This window comes from Nonomuraea sp. MTCD27, assembly GCF_041950495.1.
Classification (GTDB): Bacteria; Actinomycetota; Actinomycetes; order Streptosporangiales; family Streptosporangiaceae; genus Nonomuraea.
The window spans coordinates 680,636-696,784 of record NZ_JBGNUW010000002.1 but is presented as its reverse complement, the minus strand read 5'-3'; the positions used below and the strand labels follow the sequence as shown (position 1 = coordinate 696,784).

The window sequence follows — 16,149 nt, the reverse complement described above, 5'->3', positions numbered from 1 at the left end:
GCTGCTTTTATATCATTTGCCAAATTCCGCCCGAGGTTTTACCGAAGGCGTACCCGCGGCGCCGGATGCTATGGTCGCCTCATGCAGCGCGCTTCCGTCACGACGACGCCGGACACCGTCCCGGCGCGCTGACTCCATGCTTCCCGGGCGAACGCCCGGGAGCTGGTCGTTCGCCCTTTCCCAGGAAAGGATGATCATGAACGACCACCGCAGGCTCGGCCGCGAGCTGGGCATCTTCGACACCGACCCGCTGATCGGCGCCGGCCTCCCCTACTGGCTGCCCGCGGGCGCGGCCGTGCGCAAGGCCGTGGAGGACTACGTCCACGAGCTCGAACGCCGCAACGGCTACCAGCACGTCAACTCGCCGGTGCTGGGCAAACGGGAGCTGTACGAGCGCTCGGGCCACTGGGACCACTACGCCGACGACATGTTCCCGCCCATGGAGGTGGGCGGCGAGGAGTTCGTGCTGCGGCCGAGCCTGTGCCCGCACCACGCGCTCATCTACCGCGCGCGCCAGCGCAGCCACCGTGACCTGCCGCTGCGCGTGGCCGAGCTGGGCGGGATGTACCGCTCGGAGCTGTCCGGCGTGCTGGGCGGGCTGACCAGGGTACGCGGCATCCAGCTCAACGACGGTCACGTGTTCTGCGCCCCCGACCAGGCCGCCGCCGAGGTGTCGGCCGCGCTCGACCTGATCGAGGCCGCGCACGCCCAGCTCGGGATCCGGACCGCCCGTTACCGGCTGTCACTGCGCGGCGAGGGCGCGAAGTTCGTGGACGACCCCGCGATGTGGGCCCGCTCCGAGGCGATCCTGCGCGAGGTGCTGAAGGAGCGCGGCCGCGACCACGACGAGGAGCCCGGCGAGGGCGCCTTCTACGGGCCGAAGATCGACATCCAGATCGCCGACCCGGCCGGGCGCGAGTCCACCCTGTCCACCGTCCAGGTGGACTACTTCCAACCTGAGCGCTTCGACCTGGGCTACGCCGGCGGCGGGCGGCCCGTCATGGTGCACCGCAGCGTCGTCGGCGGCATCGAGCGGCTGGTCGCCCATCTCATCGAGGTGCACGGCGGCGCCTTCCCCGCCTGGCTGGCGCCCGTGCAGGCCGTGGTGCTGCCGCTGTCGGACTCCGAGCGGCCGGCCGCCGAGGACCTGCTGCGGCGCTGCCTGGCCGCCGGGTTGCGGGCGGAGCTGGCGCCCGCCGACCGGGGCAGCCTCGGGGCCAGGATCAGGGCGCACCGGCTGGTGCCGTACCAGCTCGTGGTGGGGCCGCGCGAGGTGGCGAGCGGGCTGGCGTCGGTGCGGCTGCGGGACGGCGGGCAGGCGGGCGAGGTGCCCGTCGAGCAGCTGGCCGCACGATCCCGACCGTTCGTCTGACGGTGGAGCGCAAGTGGAGATCAATCGGATAACGGAGGGTTCCCTGATCGCGTAGACGGCTCATAAAGTCCCTGCAAAGCCGTGTCGGGAGGATGCCTTGACCGAGCTGAACGATCGTGAGGCCGAGCTGGTCTCCGCTCACGAGCAGGAACGCCCGGCCCGGGAGCTGGGCGGGCCCCTGCGGCTCGGCGTGTGGATCCTGGGCGGGCTGCTGTCGGCGTACTCGCTGGCGGTGGTGTTCCGGCCGGTCGAGGCGATCCAGCACCGGCTGACGTTCCTGGCGGTGGCGTTGCCGCTGGTCTTCCTCTGCTACCGCTCGGGGCTGGCGCCGCTGGTCCGCCGGCTGCTCGGGCGGCCCGAGCCGGTCCGTGCGGGCGAGGGCCCGGGCCGCCGCGTGGAGTGGCCCAGCGTGGGCGACTGGGCGCTGGCCGCCGCGTCGCTGGCCGTGCTGGTCTACCCGCTGGCCGACATCGACGGCTTCCGCGAGCGCGGCTCGGGCGCGGCGCTCACGGACCTGGACGTCGCGGCGGGGCTGGTGCTGACGGTGCTGCTGCTGGAGGCGGTACGCCGCACCGTCGGCTGGTCCTTCGCCGTCATCTGCGTCGCCTTCCTGCTGTACGCCTATTACGGGGCCTACCTGCCGATCGACTGGACCATCGGGCACCCCGGGTTCGACTTCGCCCAGATCGTGTCGCAGCTCTACACCGGCACCGAGGGCTTCTTCGGCGTCCCGATGCAGGTGGCCGCGAGCTACATCATCCTGTTCACCGTCTACGGCGCGGTGCTCGACTACTCGGGCGCGAGCAAGTTCTTCATCGACCTGAGCTTCGCCGCCTTCCGCCGGTCCCGCGCCGCCCCCGGCCGTACGGTGACCACGGCCGGCTTCCTGCTCGGCACCGTGTCGGGCTCGGGCGTGGCAACCACGGTCAGCCTGGGCAGCGTCGCCTGGCCCGTGCTGCGGCGGGCCGGCTACCCGAAGGAGGCGGCGGGCGGCATCCTCGCGGCCGGCGGCATCGGCGCCATCCTGTCGCCGCCGACGCTGGGCGCGGCGGCGTTCATCATCGCCGAGTATCTCGGGAAGAGCTATCTCGAGGTGCTGCTGTACGCGACGATCCCCACGATCCTGTACTACCTCGGAATCTTCCTGGCCATCGAGATCGACTCGCGCCGCTTCGGCACCCACGCCGTGGTGGTGGACGCCCCCCGGGCCGGCCGGCTGCTGCTGCGCTTCGGCTACCACTTCAGCTCGCTGATCCTCATCGTCGTGCTGATGGCGCTGAACCGGTCGGCGTTCCAGTCCGTGGTGATCGCCACCGCCGTCGCGTTCCTGCTGTCGTTCCTCGACCCGCGGCACCGGATGGGGCCCAGGCGCATCGGGCGGGCGCTGGCCAAGGGCGCGCTGGAGGTGCTGCCGGTGACCGCGGTCTGCGCGGCGGCCGGGATCATCGTGGGCTCCATCACGCTCACCGGGCTCGGGCAGAACCTCGCCGACATCATCGTGGACATCGGCGCGGGCAGCCTCGTCATCACCACGGTCATGGCGGCCGTCGCGGTGCTGGTGCTGGGCCTGGCGGTGCCGGTGACGGCCAGCTTCATCATCGCGGCCGTGATCATCGGGCCGGCGCTGTTCGACCTCGGGGTCACGGCGCCGGAGGCGTACATGTTCGTCTTCTACTACGCGGTGCTGTCGGAGGTGAGCCCGCCCACGGCGCTGTCCGCGGTGGCGGCGGCGGCGATCACCGGCGGCAACACGTACCGGACGATGATGATGACCTGGCGTTACACGTTGCCGGCGTTCCTCGTGCCGTTCGCCTTCGTGCTGACGCCGAACGGGCAGGCGCTGCTCGGGCAGGGCCCGATCGGCACCGTGCTGCTGATGACCGCGGTCTCGGCGGTCGCCGTGGCCGCCCTCGCGATGGCCACGGGCGGGCTGGCCGCCTGGCCGGAGCGGGTGCTCGCGGCGGTGGCCGCGGTGCTGCTGCTGTTCCTCGAACCCGTTCCCATCGTCGCCGGCCTGGCCCTCCTGGCCGTGGCCGCCGCCATGCACCTCGTCAGAAGAAGGAGAAGGGACCCAGCGTGAAGCGGATTCTTGCGATAGTCGCCGCCGCAGTCCTGGCCGCGGCGGGCTGTGGCGGCGGCGGTGCCGGCGGGGGCTCGGGCAACCGGCTCTCGATCGCCACCGGCGGCACGACGGGCGTCTACTACGTCTACGGCGGCGGCCTGGCCAAGCAGCTGTCGGAGAACATCGCCAACACCCAGGCCACCGCGTCGGTCACCTCGGCCTCCGTCGAGAACATCAAGCTGCTGGCCTCGGGCAAGGCCCACATCGGCTTCTCCCAGGCCGACACGGCCGCCGACGCCGTCAACGGCAAGGACACCTTCACCGCCAAGCAGCCGATCAAGGCCATCGCCCGCATCTACGACAACTACACCCACCTCGTCATCGCCCCCGGCGTCGCCGTGACCAAGGTGGCCGACCTGAGGGGCAAGCGCGTCTCGCTCGGCCCGGCCAACTCCGGCACCCAGGTCGTGGCCAGGCGCGTCCTGGAGGCGGCCGGGCTCAACCCCGACACCGACATCACCAAGCAGCAACTGTCGATCAACGAGTCGGTGCAGGCGGCCAAGGACGACACCATCGACGCGTTCTTCTGGGTCGGCGGCCTGCCCACGGCCGGCATCACCGACCTGGCGTCGAGCAAGCCCGGCATGAAGCTGCTCGACACCGGCGACGTCCTGCAGAAGATGCAGGCCACCTACGGCCAGCAGTACGTCCCGCTCGACGTGGACATGTCCACCTACAAGCTGTCCGGCACGATCAGGACCGTGGGCATCGCGAACGTGCTGCTGGTGCCCGACTCGATGAACGAGCAGCTCGCGTACGACATCACCAAGACGCTCTTCGAGAAGAAGGCCGAGCTGTCGGCGGTGCACCCGGAGGCGAAGAAGCTGGACGTGACGCTCGGCCAGCAGGTGGCCCCGGTCGAGCTGCACCCGGGGGCCGCCCGCTACTACCGGGAGAAGGGCTGACCAGGCCGCTCCTGGCGCTCGTGACCGTGTTGGCGTCGGCGGCGGCGCTCGGCTCCGGCTCGGGCGCCGGGCGCCTGACCGTGAACGGCCTGCCCGTGGTCGGGAGCCGCTTCCTGATCGCGTACGTGCACTCGGTCTACCGCGCGCCCTCCGCGGAGGTGTTCACCGTGGAGGGCCGCCGCTTCACCATGCGGGCGGTGCTCTCGCTCGACGAGAGCGTCCTCGACTACTACGCGCTTGACGGCGAGCGCGCCCGCGCCCCGGGCGGCGGGTGGGTGCTGCGGCTGGCCGAGCCCGCCACGTACGCCGAGCTGTCGCTGCTCAGCACCTCGATCGGGCGCCGGACGCTCGTCTCCGGCGGCCGCTGCCTGCCCCTCTATCCCGCCACGGGCGCCGCCGAGGTGCGCCTGGCCCTGCGCCTCACCCCGGACGTCCGGGGCGGGGCCTGCGGCTACAGCCAGTCCTTCTTCTTGAACACCGAGTACAGCGCCACCGAGGCCAGCGCCACCAGGATCGAGGACGCCCAGAACCCCCAGGGCTGCCCCGACCCGGGATAGGGCACGTTCTGCCCGTAGAAGCCGGTGATCATGGTGGGCACGGCGATGATCGCGGCCCAGCTGGTGACCCGCTTCATGATCTCGTTGAGCCGGAAGCCCTGCTGGGCCAGGCGGGTCTCGCGGACGTTCGCGAGCAGGTCGCGGATGGACTCCACCCATTCGGTCACGCGCAGCACGTGGTCGTAGACGTCCTCGTAGTAGGGCGCCATCACGGGGTCGGCGATGAGGTCCTGGTCGCGGCGGAGCAGGGTGCCGACCACCTCGCGCATCGGGATGGTGATCTTGCGCAGCCTGGTGGTGTTCTTGCGCAGGACGTACATGGCGCGCTGCAACTCCCTGCCGTCGCGCACCTCGTCCTCGAACAGCGACTCCTCCAGCGCCTCCGCCTGCCCGTCGAGGTCCTGCACCAGGTCGAAGTGGCTGTCCACCACGTGGTCGAGCAGGCCGTGCAGCAGGTACGTCACGCCGTGGCCGGCCATGCGGGAGCCGGCGTCCCAGCGCCTGACCACGTCGTCGATGTCGAAGTGGTCGTTCTCGCGGATGGTGACCAGGGCGTTCCTGGTGACGAAGATGTTCACCTCGACCGGGTCGAGCCGTCCCTCGTCGAAGTGCACCCCGTAGACGGTGATGAACAGGTGGTTATCGTAAATATCCACCTTCGGCCGCTGATGGTCGGAAACGACGTCCTCGACCGCCAGCTCGTGCAGGCCGAGCTCCTCACCGATCATCCCGAGGTCGGCGGGCGACGGGGAGCACAGATCGAACCAGACCGTGTTGTCCGGGTCCGCCACATAGTCGGAGACCTCCTCGATAGGGAACCCTTCCTTCTCGAGGACACCGTTCCGGTAGAGACGCGTGTGCACTACAGGAGTCTGGCAAATTGTCTGGCGTTACGCACGGCCGCGCCTCCCGGATCGTTGTTGAAGTAGACGTAGGCGTCGCCCCAGCCGGCCTCGCGCACCCGCCGGGCCCACGTCCCGAGCGCGCTTTTACCGTACGCGAAGCCCGACCGCCCCTGGTGCAGGCGTACGTAACCCCAGTCGGCCGTACGCCAGAACGGGGCCTGCGGCCGGCCCAGCCGATCCGCCCAGCACAGCGCGGCGGCCCGGGCGATCAGGATCCGGCGCACCTCGTCGGTCCACCACGACTCGTGGCGGGGCTCGACGGCCACCCGGACGTCGCCGGGGAAGCAGCCCAGGCACCGGTCGAGCCGGCCGGGATCGGCCTTGAGCGTCGGCGGGAGCTGCAGCAGGATCGGGCCGAGCTTGTCCTTCAGCTCCGCGGCTGCGCCCATCAGGCGCGCGACCGGCTCCTCCGGCTCGGCCAGCCGCTTGATGTGGGTGAGGAACCGGCTGGCCTTGACGGCCATCACGAACCCGGGCGGGGTACGGTCCCGCCAGGCGGCGAACGACTCCGCGCTCGGCAGGCGGTAGAAGGCGTTGTTGCTCTCGACGGTGGCGAACTCGGCCGCGTACGTCTCCAGCCAGAGCCGCATCGGCACGCCCTCCGGATACAGGACCCCGCGCCAGTCCTTGTACTGCCACCCGGAGGTGCCCACCAGCCATGTCATGCCGTTGGGACTACCCCAGGGGGCGGCGTGCAGTACTGTCCTTGTTCGTCAGCCCAAGGAGGACCTTTCACACGATGGGCGCCAATCACGTCCACGGCACCGCCGTACCCACCTCCCGGCGCGCGGTGGTGGCCGGCCTGGCCGTCCTGGTGCCGCTGGCGATCATCACGCTCGCCGGTCTGCTGTGGCTCTGGCCGGACGGCGGGCAGAGCGCCGCCGCACCCCAGTCGGGCGTCGAGCGGCTCACCGGCACGGTCGTCAGCGTCACGCTCAAGCGCTGCCCCGCCGCCCCGGAGGGCTCGCCCCAGCCGGACCCGGCCACCTGCGGCAACGCCGTCGTCAAGGTCGGGGACGGCCCGGACCTGGGCAAGGACGTGGAGCTGCGCCTGCCCGGCGGGCCGGGGGCGCAGCACTTCGGCGTGGACGACGAGGTGATCCTGCTGCGCGGCGCGGACGGGGCGTACCAGATCTCCGATCATGACCGGGCCATGCCGCTGTGGCTGTTCGGGGCGGCGTTCGCGCTGGCGGTGATCGCGTTCGGGCGCTGGCGCGGGGTGACGGCGCTGGTGGGGCTGGCGGTGACGTTCGTGCTGCTGCTGACGTTCGTCATCCCCGGCATCCTGGAGGGCCGGCCGCCCATGCTGGTGGCCATCGTGGGAGCGGCGGCGATCATGCTCGCGGTGCTCTACCTCACGCACGGCTTCTCGCTGTCCACCTCCGTGGCCGTGCTGGGCACGCTGGCCAGCCTCACGCTCACGGGGCTGCTGTCGTACGGGGCGCTGGGGTTCGCCCGGCTCAACGGCATCACCGACGACAGCGCGCTCGCCCTGGACATGAGCCTGTCCATCGACACGCAGGGGCTGCTGCTGGCCAGCATCATCATCGGCGCGCTGGGCGTGCTCGACGACGTCACGGTCACGCAGGCGGTGACGGTGGCCGAGCTGGCCCACGCCAACCCGTCCTACGGCTTCGCCCGCCTCTACCGGGCGGCGGGCCGGATCGGGCGCGCGCACATCGCCTCGGTGATCAACACGATCATCCTGGCGTACGCGGGGGCGTCGCTGCCGCTGCTGCTGCTGTTCAGCATCGGGAACCAGCCGCTCGGGGACGTGATGACGACTCCGGTGATCGCGCAGGAGATCGTGCGCAGCATCGTCGGCACGCTCGGCCTCATCGCCGCCGTCCCGATCACCACGGCCCTCGCCGCCCTCACCGCCTCCCGCCACCGCTCCGAACCGGCCGTCGAGGACGACAACGAACCCGCCCCTCGTCGTGCGCGGGGAGCAGCACTTGTCCCCCGGCGCGCCCGGGGAGAGTCGCTCGTCCCCCGGCGCGGGCGACGCGACGAGCTCGCCTCGGGGCAGGACGACGACTTCTTCGCCCCGCACACCGACCACGACGACGACTTCTTCGCCCCCGCGCCACCCGGCCCTCGCGACGGCGTGACAGCACCGCACGTCCCGCCGGGGGGCGGCACCGACTTCTTCACGCCGCAGCCCCGCCCGGAGGACCCGCCGCACCGGGAGCCGCCGCCCGAGCGCCCAGCCCGCCACCGCCGCCGCACCGGCGCCTGAACGCCCAGCGGCCCAGCACACCCAGCGACGCAGCACGCCCCCGGTGGACAGCACGCCCGGCGCCGGGGCGGGTCACCTGGGAGCGAGCGGGGTCCGGGCAGTCGAGCGAGGACGGCGCTGGTCCGGGCGGAGGTTGCACGCGTCCAGGGGTTCGAGCGAGGCGAGGGTCGACGCGGGCCGAACGCCACACGGGCCGAACGCCACACGAGCAGAAGGCGACGCGGGCAGAACCCGACGTGGGTCAGTCGATCTCGGCGCTGCCGTCGACCCGAAGCTTGCGGCGGGCGCGTTCGTAGAAGGTGGTCCCCACTCGCACCACCTTCGCCGCCCCCGGCCAGGCGGTCACCGTGACGCTGTCGCCCGGGCACAGGTGCCCGACCACCGCACCGTCCACCTCGACCGCCAGCCGCCCGCTGCTCGGCAGCACCTGCAGCGTGACCTCCTCGTCGGCGGGCAGCACGAGCGCCCGGTTGAACGCCGAGTGCGCGGCGGCGGCCACGACGAGCACCGCCTCCACCCGGGGCGAGACGATCGGCCCGCCGGCGGAGAAGCTGTAGGCCGTGGACCCCGTGGTGGTGGCCACGATGACGGCGTCGGCGGAGTAGCGCACGAAGGGGCTGCCGGACGGGGTGACGGACACGCCGGCCAGCCCGTCGCCGGGGATCCGGACGAGCGCGATGTCGTTGAACGCCGTCACGTCCGCCCCGGCCACCTTGCTGCGGATCGCCATGCGCGGCTCGATCGTGTATTCGTGCGCGTCGATCGCCGACAGCGTCTGCGGCAGCTCGTCCACGTCGATCTCGGCCAGGAAGCCGAGCCGCCCGAGGTTCACCCCCAGGATGGGCGTGGGCCGCCCGGCCAGCAGCCGCATCGTACGCAGCATCGTCCCGTCACCGCCCAGCCCCACCAGCAGGTCGGCCCGCTCCACCAGCGTGGTCGCGTCGACCTCGACGGCGCTGCAGTCGATGCGGCCCACCTCGTCGGGCAGGCCCAGCACGGTCGCGCCCTTGTCCGCGGCCCACCGCAGGATGGTGTCTATCGCCTTCTTGGAGTCGCGCCGCGGATGCAACACCAGCCCGACCGTCCCGACCATGCCCATGGGGTCAGCCTACGACGGCCGGCGCGGTGCGCGGCCCCCGGTCCGGCGGGGGGTGGCGTGTTCGGTCCATGGCGTGGACACGCCACCCCCGCGGGCTTGCCACCGCGTACAAGATCCACTGACGATGCTCCCCGGCGGGCTCACCGGATCCCGCCCGCAATCCCGAGGGCACCCCCGCAAGGAGTTCGTTTGTCCATTCCCCGTGCCCGGCGGGCGTTCCTGATCGGAACGGCCGCCTTGGCCCTGCTCGTCCCCCAGAACACGGCGCTCGCCGCCGGCCCGCCGGACCCCAAGATCGACCGGCTGGTGCAGGCCGATCTGACGGCGGACGGCAAGGCCACCTTCTGGGTACGCCTCAAGGAGCAGGCGAACCTGAGCTCCGCCCGCGCCGCGCGGACGAAGGCCGACAAGGGCCGGCAGGTCTACCGGTCGAAGACGCGCACCGCCGAGACGTCCCAGGCCGGCTTACGCAAGCTGTTCAAGGCCGAGCACGCCGACTTCACCCCGTACTGGATCGTCAACACGATCAAGGTGACCGGCGACGCCGATCTGGCGGCCGAGATCGCGAAGCTGCCGGAGGTGGCGAGCGTCGAGCCCGACATCGTGGCCGACCTGCCCGAGCCGGCGCCGGGCGTGGCGCGGGCGGCGGTCGGCTCCGTCGAGTGGAACGTCGACCGGATCAACGCCCCCAAGGTGTGGGACGAGCTGGGCGACCGCGGCGAGGGCATCGTCGTGGCCAGCCTCGACAGCGGCGTGCAGTGGGACCACCCGGCGCTGGTCGCCCACTACCGCGGCACCCTGCCGGACGGCACCGCCGACCACGACTACAACTGGTTCGACCCGGCCGGCGCCTGCCCCGGCCGCACGCCCTGCGACGACCGCACGCACGGCACCCACGTCATGGGGACCATGGTCGGCGGCGACGGCGGGGCCAACAACATCGGCGTCGCCCCCGGCGCCGAGTGGATCACGGTGAAGGCGTGCGGCATCGGCGGCTGCCCGGCGTACGCGCTGCTGGCCGCCGGCGAGTGGATCCTCGCCCCGACGGACCTCGACCGGCAGAACCCGCGCCCCGACCTCGCGCCCGACATCGTCAACAACTCGTGGGGCGGCAAGGGCCTCGACCTCTGGTACAAGGAGATCGTCGAGGCGTGGGTGGCCGCGGGCATCTTCCCGGCCTTCTCCAACGGCAACGAGGGCCCGGAGTGCGGCACGACCGGCTCGCCCGGCGGCTACACCGCCGCCTACAGCGCCGGCTCGTTCGACGCGAACGGCGTCATCATGCCGCAGTCGTCGCGCGGCCCCGGCGAGAACGGCGAGATCAAGCCGAACATCGCGGCCCCCGGCGTGGACGTCCGCTCGGCCGTCCCCGGCGACGAGTACGGCCTCAAGACCGGCACCTCGATGGCCAGCCCGCACGTCGCCGCCACGGTGGCGCTGATGTGGTCGGCCTCCCCCTACCTGCGCAACGACGTCGAGGCCACGCGGGCGCTGCTCGACGGGACCGCGGCGGACGTGGACGAGGGCCGCTGCGGCGGCACGGCGGCGGACAACTTCACCTGGGGCGAGGGCAGGCTCGACGCGTACGCCGCGGTCAAGGCCGCGCCCACCGGCGAGATGGGCACGCTGGCCGGCACCGTCACCTCGGGCGGCGCCCCGGTGGCCGGCGCGGCCGTCAGCGTCTCCGGCCCGCTGAGCCGCACGGTCTCGACCGGCCAGGACGGCACGTACACGCTGCCCCGCCTGCTGAGCGGCGACTACGAGATCAAGGTGGCCAAGTTCGGCTACGACGACGCGACCGCCACCGCGACGATCGCGACCGACCGTACGGCGACCGCGGACGTGGCGCTGACGGCGCAGGTCATGAGCACGGTGTCGGGCACGGTCAGCACGATCGGCGTGCCGGAGGCGGGCGCCACGGTGAGCGTCGCCGGCACCCCGGTCACCACGGTCACCGACGCCCGGGGCCGCTACGAGATCGAGCTGCCGCACCGGGGCTTCGAGCTCGACGTCACGGCGTCCTCGCGGTGCACCGAGGACACGACGGTGACCGTCACGGTGGACGGCGACCTGACCAGGGACATCGAGCTGGCCAGCCGGGCCGACGCCTTCGGCCACACCTGCCGGAGCGGCACGGAGGCGTACGTGGAGGGCACCACGAAGGTGGACCTCACCGGCGACGACGAGCACCGCGCGATCACGCTGCCGTTCGCCTTCCCCTTCTACGGCCGGACGTACACGACGGGCACGGTGAGCACCAACGGGTTCCTCACCTTTGGCCGCGCGTGGTCCTTCCCGAGCAACGTGCCGCTGCCCGCGGCCGGCGACCCCAACGCGGGCATCTACCCGTACTGGGACGACCTGGCCCTGGACGAGGGGGAGGGCGGCCTCTACACCGCCACGCTCGGGACCGCCCCGAACCGCACGTTCGTCCTCGAATGGCGCGGCGCCCGCTTCTACGCCGGGCCCGAGCGCCTGTCGTTCGAGGCGCTGCTCGGCGAGGACGGCTCGATCGGCTTCCGCTACCGCGACATCGGCAGCTCCCACGCGGCGGGTGAGGAGGCCACGATCGGCATCGAGAGCGCGGACGGCACGGACGCGCTGGAGTACGCCGCCAACCGCGCCGCCGTCGCCACCGGCCAGAGCCTGACCTTCGCCGCCCGGGGCCACGGGCTGGTGGCGGGCACGATCACCGACGCCAACGACGGCCGGCCGCTGGCGGGCGCGACGGTCAAGGTGGGCGACGGGGCGACGTTCACCACCGGGGCGGACGGGGCCTTCCTCGGCCAGGTCCCGGCCGGCGACCACCGGCTGGAGGTGTCGGCGGACGACTACGGCCCGCTCGCCGAGGACGTCACCGTGCGGCCCGGTGAGCGCAACGTGTTCGACAAGGCGCTGGCCACGGGCCGGGTGACGGCCTCGACCGGCGAGCTGACCATCGTGCTGCCCGCCGGGTCCACCAGGAAGGGCAGGTTCGAGCTGGCCAACCCGGGCGCGGACGCGGCGTACACGATCGAGCTCGATCCCGCGCTGACCTGGCTCGGCGTCAGCCCGGCCGGCGGGGAGCTGAAGGCGGGCGCGTCGGTGCCGGTGGAGGTCACCGCCTCCAGCGCGGGCCTGCCGCCCGGCACCGTCCGCACGGGCGTCCTGGTGGTGCGCTCGGCCAGCGGCCGCAACCCGGCCTTCCCCGTGATCGTGCACGTCGTGGTGCCCAGGCACCAGGTCGCCGTCGAGGTCGGCGGGACGGAGGACGTGACCGACGCCGCCGGGGACACCTGGACGGCCGACCGGAGGTACGCGCCCGGCGGCCACGGCTACGTGGGCCCGCTCACCAAGGCGAGCACTTCGGACCGGCCGGTCGCGGGCACCGCCGAGCAGGCGCTCTACCGCAGCGCCCGCGAGGGCATGCGCGCGTACCGGTTCGACGGGGTGCCCGACGGCGTCTACACGGTCGAGCTGGGCTTCGCCGAGACCCGGAACAAGAAGCCGGGCAAGCGGGTGTTCGACGTGGCCGTAGAGGGCGAGGTCGCCGTCCAGGCCCTCGACCTGGCCAAGGAGGCGGGGGCGAACGCCGCCGTCGCCCGGCGGTTCACGGTGGAGGTCACCGACGGGCAGCTCGACGTGCGGTTCTTCGCCCGCGCCGGCGCCCCGATCCTCAACGCCGTGCGCATCACCGAGCGGCCCGACAAGGCCGTCCGCTAGAGCGCCGCTGGACCGTGGGGCCCGCCCGGGGCGGGCCCCACGCCCATCTGGCGATAACGTCGGGTCCATGCGGCTTCATGTGGGGTGCGCGATGTGGACGCACGCGCGCTGGCAAGGACGTTTCCTGCCCGATCGCCTCCCGCCCGGTGACCGCCTGCGCGCCTACGCGAGCTGGTGCGACGCGGTGGAGGGCAACACGACGTTCTACGCCACCCCGTCGCGCGCCACGGTCGAGTCCTGGGCGGCCCAGACCTCGCCCGATTTCCGGTTCGTGGTCAAGCTGCCCAAGCCGATCACCCACGAGCGCCGCCTGGCGGGCGCCCAGGAGGAGCTGAGCGCGTTCCTGGCGGCGATGGAGCCGCTGGGCCCGCGGGTGCACGCCTTCTGGGTGCAGCTCCCGGGCTCCTTCTCCCCCGCCGACCTGGGCACCCTGGCGACGTTCCTGCGCGGGCTGCCCCGCGGGCACCGCTACGCGGTCGAGGTCCGCCACCGGGCCTTCTTCGAGGACGAGCGCTCCGAGCGCCTCCTCGAACGGGTCCTGGCCACCGCGGGGGCCGAATGGGTCCCGTTCGACACGACCGTCATGTTCGCGAGCCCGCCCACCAGCGACGCCGAGCGCGACGCGTGGACGAAGAAGCCGCGCGTGCCCCGGCGCACCCGCGCCCTCACCGGCCACCCGATCGTGCGCTACCTCGGCCGCGACGCCGAGGAGCGCACGGTCGAGGGCTGGCGGCCGTGGGTGGACACGGTGACGGAGTGGCTGAGGGAGGGGCGCTCGCCGACGGTGTTCGTCCACACGCCGGACAACGCCGAGGCGCTGCGGCTGGCCCGCCGCTTCCACGACGACGTCCGCGCCCGCCTCCCCGAGCTGGCCCCGCTCCCCGACCCGATGCCCGACGAGCCGCTGACCCTCTTCTGAGGCGCCCCTTCCGGCAGGGCAGACCTCAGCGCACGAGGCAGGGCCGCTTCGGGTCGAACACCCAGCCCTCCACCAGGAACCGCATGGCGACGGCGTCGTCGCGGGCGCCCAGCGCCCGGCTGAGGTACAGCTCGTGCGCCTCCGCCAGGGCCTCCCGGTCGAGCTCGACGCCGAGCCCGGGCGCGGTCGGCACGTCGATCGCGCCGTCCCTGATCTGGAACGGCTTCGTGGTGAGCGCCTGGCCGTCCTGCCAGATCCAGTGCGTGTCCAGCGCCGTGATCTCGCCCGGGGCGGCCGCCCCGACGTGGGTGAACATGGCCAGCGAGATGTCGAAGTGGTTGTTGGAGTGCGACCCCCACGTCAGCCCGAAGTCGTGGCAGAGCTGGGCGACGCGAACGGAGCCGGCCATGGTCCAGAAGTGCGGGTCGGCCAGCGGGATGTCCACGGCGTCCGACCGTACGGCGTGCGCCAGCTCCCGCCAGTCGGTGGCGATCATGTTCGTCGCGGTCGGCAGCCCGGTGGCCCGCTTGAACTCGGCCATCGTCTCGCGCCCCGAGAAGCGGCCCTCGGCGCCGCACGGGTCCTCGGCGTAGGCCAGGACGTCGCCGAGCCCGCGGCACAGCCGGACGGCGTCGGCCAGCAGCCAGCCGCCGTTGGGGTCGAGGGTGACGCGCGCCTCCGGGAACCTGCGGGCCAGCGCGGTGACCGCGGCGATCTCCTCCTCGCCGGCCAGCACGCCGCCCTTGAGCTTGAAGTCGGTGAAGCCGTACCGCTCCTGGGCGGCCTCGGCCAGGGCGACCACCGCGTCGGGCGTGAGCGCCTCGCGGCGGCGCAGCCGGGACCAGCGGTCGTCGCCGCCGTCGTTCACGAGGTAGGGCAGGTCGGTACGGCCGGGGTCGCCGACGTAGAACAGGTAGCCCAGCATCGGCACCCGGTCGCGCTGCCGGCCCTCGCCGAGCAGGTCGGCCACGGGCACGCCGAGGTACTGGCCGTGCAGGTCGAGCAGGCCGGACTCCAGGCCGGTGACCGCGTGCACGGTCGTGCGCAGGTCGAAGGTCTGCAGGCCGCGCCCGCCGGCGTCCCGGGCGGCGAACCGCTCGGCCACCGAGCGCAGCAGGCCGCGGTAGCGGGCCACCGGCTGCCCGGCGAGCAGGGCGCCCGCCTCCTCGACGGTCTGCCGGATCGCCTCGCCGCCGGGCACCTCGCCCAGGCCGGTACGCCCGTCGGAGTCGGTGACGATGACGACGTTGCGGGTGAAGAACGGCCCGTGCGCGCCGCTGAGGTTGAGCAGCATGCTGTCGTACCCGGCGACCGGGACGACCTCGACGCGTTCGATGGTGGGAGACAAGACGGCCCCTAGCTGATCTTGTTGATGAGGGCGGTCAGCTCGGCGAGCTCGCCGTCCGTGAGGTTCTGCAGCGGCGGCCGCACCGGGCCGGCCGGGCGGCCGACGGCGGTCAGGCCCGCCTTGATGATCGACACGGCGTACCCCTTCATGCGGTCGCGGATGTCCAGGTAGGGCAGCACGAACTCCCTGATGCGACGGTAGACCGCGTCCCGGTCCTGGGCACGGACGTCGGCGTAGAAGTCGAGCGCGTACTGCGGGACGAAGTTGAAGATCGCCGAGGAGTACGTGCTCATGCCGAGCTGCAGCAGCGGCAGGGCGAAGGTCTCGGCCGTGGGCAGGCCGCCGATGTAGGCCAGGCGGTCGCCGACGGTGGCGTAGATGCGGGTGAGGCTCTCGATATTGCCGACGCCGTCCTTGAACCCGACGAGCGTCTCGTTCCGCTCGGCCAGGGCCGCGACGGACCGGTCGTTCAGCACCGCGTTGGCCCGGCTGTAGACGATCACTCCCAGGCCGGTGGCGCGGCAGACCGCGGAGACGTGCTCGACCAGGCCCTCCTGGCCGGCCTCTGTGAGGTAGGGGGGCATCAGGAGCAGGCCGTCCGCACCGGCGGCCTCGGCGGCCTTCGCCTGCGCAACGGCGTTCGCGGTGCCGCCGGTGGCCGGGGCCACGACGGGAACCCTGCCGTTCACCTCGTCCACCGCCACGCGGACCACCCGGTCGATCTCCTCGGCGGTCAGCGAGAAGCCCTCGCCCGTGCCTCCCGCGGCGAACAGGCCGGCCACCGGGTAGCCGCTCAGCCAGGCCAGATGGTCGCGGTAACCCGCCTCGTCGAACTCCAGATCCGCGGTGAAATGGGTGACCGGGAAGGACAGCAGGCCGCTCTTGAGCCGGGTGGCGAGCTCCTGCGGGGAGTAACTGGGCATGGCGGATGCTCCTCGGGTTTTACATGCGGCCGTGGGATCCCCCCCGCACCGCCGGTAA

At 72.5% G+C, this 16,149-nt stretch carries 12 protein-coding genes; 7 read left to right on the top strand and 5 right to left on the bottom strand.

Annotation, left to right across the window (positions count from 1 at the left end; all coding sequences use genetic code 11):
• The first annotated feature begins 70 nt into the window (after window positions 1–70).
• The 4 genes from thrS (at window position 71) to ACBJ59_RS07725 (ending at window position 4,956) form a co-directional block, all read left to right on the top strand.
• Complete coding sequence (gene thrS / locus ACBJ59_RS07740; RefSeq protein ID WP_375109443.1) at window positions 71–1,372, top strand: threonine--tRNA ligase; 1,302 nt, start codon at window positions 71–73, stop codon at window positions 1,370–1,372.
• 97 nt (window positions 1,373–1,469) lie between these two features.
• A complete protein-coding gene (locus ACBJ59_RS07735) occupies window positions 1,470–3,452 on the top strand; it encodes a TRAP transporter permease (RefSeq protein WP_375109442.1) in 1,983 nt (660 codons plus the stop codon).
• Complete coding sequence (locus tag ACBJ59_RS07730; RefSeq protein ID WP_375109441.1) at window positions 3,449–4,399, top strand: TAXI family TRAP transporter solute-binding subunit; 951 nt, start codon at window positions 3,449–3,451, stop codon at window positions 4,397–4,399. The genes ACBJ59_RS07735 and ACBJ59_RS07730 overlap by 4 nt, the downstream gene beginning before the upstream one ends.
• Window positions 4,400–4,419: 20 nt before the next feature.
• Entirely contained in the window at window positions 4,420–4,956 is a 537-nt protein-coding gene (locus tag ACBJ59_RS07725; protein WP_375109440.1) for a hypothetical protein, read from the top strand.
• On the opposite strand, the gene ACBJ59_RS07720 is transcribed toward ACBJ59_RS07725, so the two are convergent.
• Both ACBJ59_RS07720 and ACBJ59_RS07715 read right to left on the bottom strand, forming a co-directional pair.
• Window positions 4,851–5,819, bottom strand: coding sequence for a magnesium transporter CorA family protein (locus ACBJ59_RS07720; protein WP_375109439.1), 969 nt, complete (start codon window positions 5,817–5,819; stop codon window positions 4,851–4,853). The genes ACBJ59_RS07725 and ACBJ59_RS07720 overlap by 106 nt on opposite strands.
• On the bottom strand, window positions 5,819–6,526 hold the full coding sequence (locus tag ACBJ59_RS07715) for a DUF72 domain-containing protein (protein ID WP_375109438.1): 708 nt from the start codon (window positions 6,524–6,526) through the stop codon (window positions 5,819–5,821). Before ACBJ59_RS07715 ends, ACBJ59_RS07720 begins: the two co-directional genes overlap by 1 nt.
• A 74-nt stretch (window positions 6,527–6,600) precedes the next feature.
• Between ACBJ59_RS07715 and ACBJ59_RS07710 the strand changes: the two genes are divergently transcribed.
• Window positions 6,601–8,100 (top strand): YibE/F family protein, encoded by a 1,500-nt coding sequence (locus ACBJ59_RS07710; protein ID WP_375109437.1) that lies wholly within the window; start codon window positions 6,601–6,603, stop codon window positions 8,098–8,100.
• A gap of 241 nt (window positions 8,101–8,341) precedes the next feature.
• On the opposite strand, the gene ACBJ59_RS07705 is transcribed toward ACBJ59_RS07710, so the two are convergent.
• Entirely contained in the window at window positions 8,342–9,199 is an 858-nt protein-coding gene (locus tag ACBJ59_RS07705; protein ID WP_375109436.1) for an NAD(+)/NADH kinase, read from the bottom strand.
• Between the two features lie 189 nt (window positions 9,200–9,388).
• On the opposite strand from ACBJ59_RS07705, the gene ACBJ59_RS07700 reads away from it, so the two are divergent.
• A complete protein-coding gene (locus tag ACBJ59_RS07700; RefSeq protein WP_375109435.1) occupies window positions 9,389–12,901 on the top strand; it encodes a S8 family serine peptidase in 3,513 nt (1,170 codons plus the stop codon).
• A gap of 67 nt (window positions 12,902–12,968) precedes the next feature.
• Window positions 12,969–13,820 (top strand): DUF72 domain-containing protein, encoded by an 852-nt coding sequence (locus tag ACBJ59_RS07695; protein ID WP_375109434.1) that lies wholly within the window; start codon window positions 12,969–12,971, stop codon window positions 13,818–13,820.
• A gap of 25 nt (window positions 13,821–13,845) precedes the next feature.
• Here ACBJ59_RS07695 and ACBJ59_RS07690 read toward each other — a convergent pair whose 3' ends face one another.
• Both ACBJ59_RS07690 and kdgD read right to left on the bottom strand, forming a co-directional pair.
• Complete coding sequence (locus tag ACBJ59_RS07690) at window positions 13,846–15,168, bottom strand: enolase C-terminal domain-like protein (RefSeq protein ID WP_375109433.1); 1,323 nt, start codon at window positions 15,166–15,168, stop codon at window positions 13,846–13,848.
• An 8-nt stretch (window positions 15,169–15,176) separates the two neighbouring features.
• Window positions 15,177–16,091 carry a 5-dehydro-4-deoxyglucarate dehydratase gene (kdgD, locus tag ACBJ59_RS07685; protein WP_375109432.1) on the bottom strand — a complete coding sequence of 305 codons (915 nt, stop codon included), beginning with the start codon at window positions 16,089–16,091 and terminating at the stop codon, window positions 15,177–15,179.
• Window positions 16,092–16,149 lie beyond the last annotated feature (58 nt).

Bases quoted from the DNA above. Each gene is read 5' to 3' on its own strand.
- thrS (WP_375109443.1), top strand. From the start codon at position 71: ATGGTCGCCTCATGCAGCGCGCTTCCGTCACGACGACGCCGGACACCG.
- ACBJ59_RS07715 (WP_375109438.1), bottom strand. From the start codon at position 6,526: ATGACATGGCTGGTGGGCACCTCCGGGTGGCAGTACAAGGACTGGCGC.
- ACBJ59_RS07710 (WP_375109437.1), top strand. From the start codon at position 6,601: ATGGGCGCCAATCACGTCCACGGCACCGCCGTACCCACCTCCCGGCGC.
- ACBJ59_RS07705 (WP_375109436.1), bottom strand. From the start codon at position 9,199: ATGGGCATGGTCGGGACGGTCGGGCTGGTGTTGCATCCGCGGCGCGAC.
- ACBJ59_RS07695 (WP_375109434.1), top strand. From the start codon at position 12,969: ATGCGGCTTCATGTGGGGTGCGCGATGTGGACGCACGCGCGCTGGCAA.
- kdgD (WP_375109432.1), bottom strand. From the start codon at position 16,091: ATGCCCAGTTACTCCCCGCAGGAGCTCGCCACCCGGCTCAAGAGCGGC.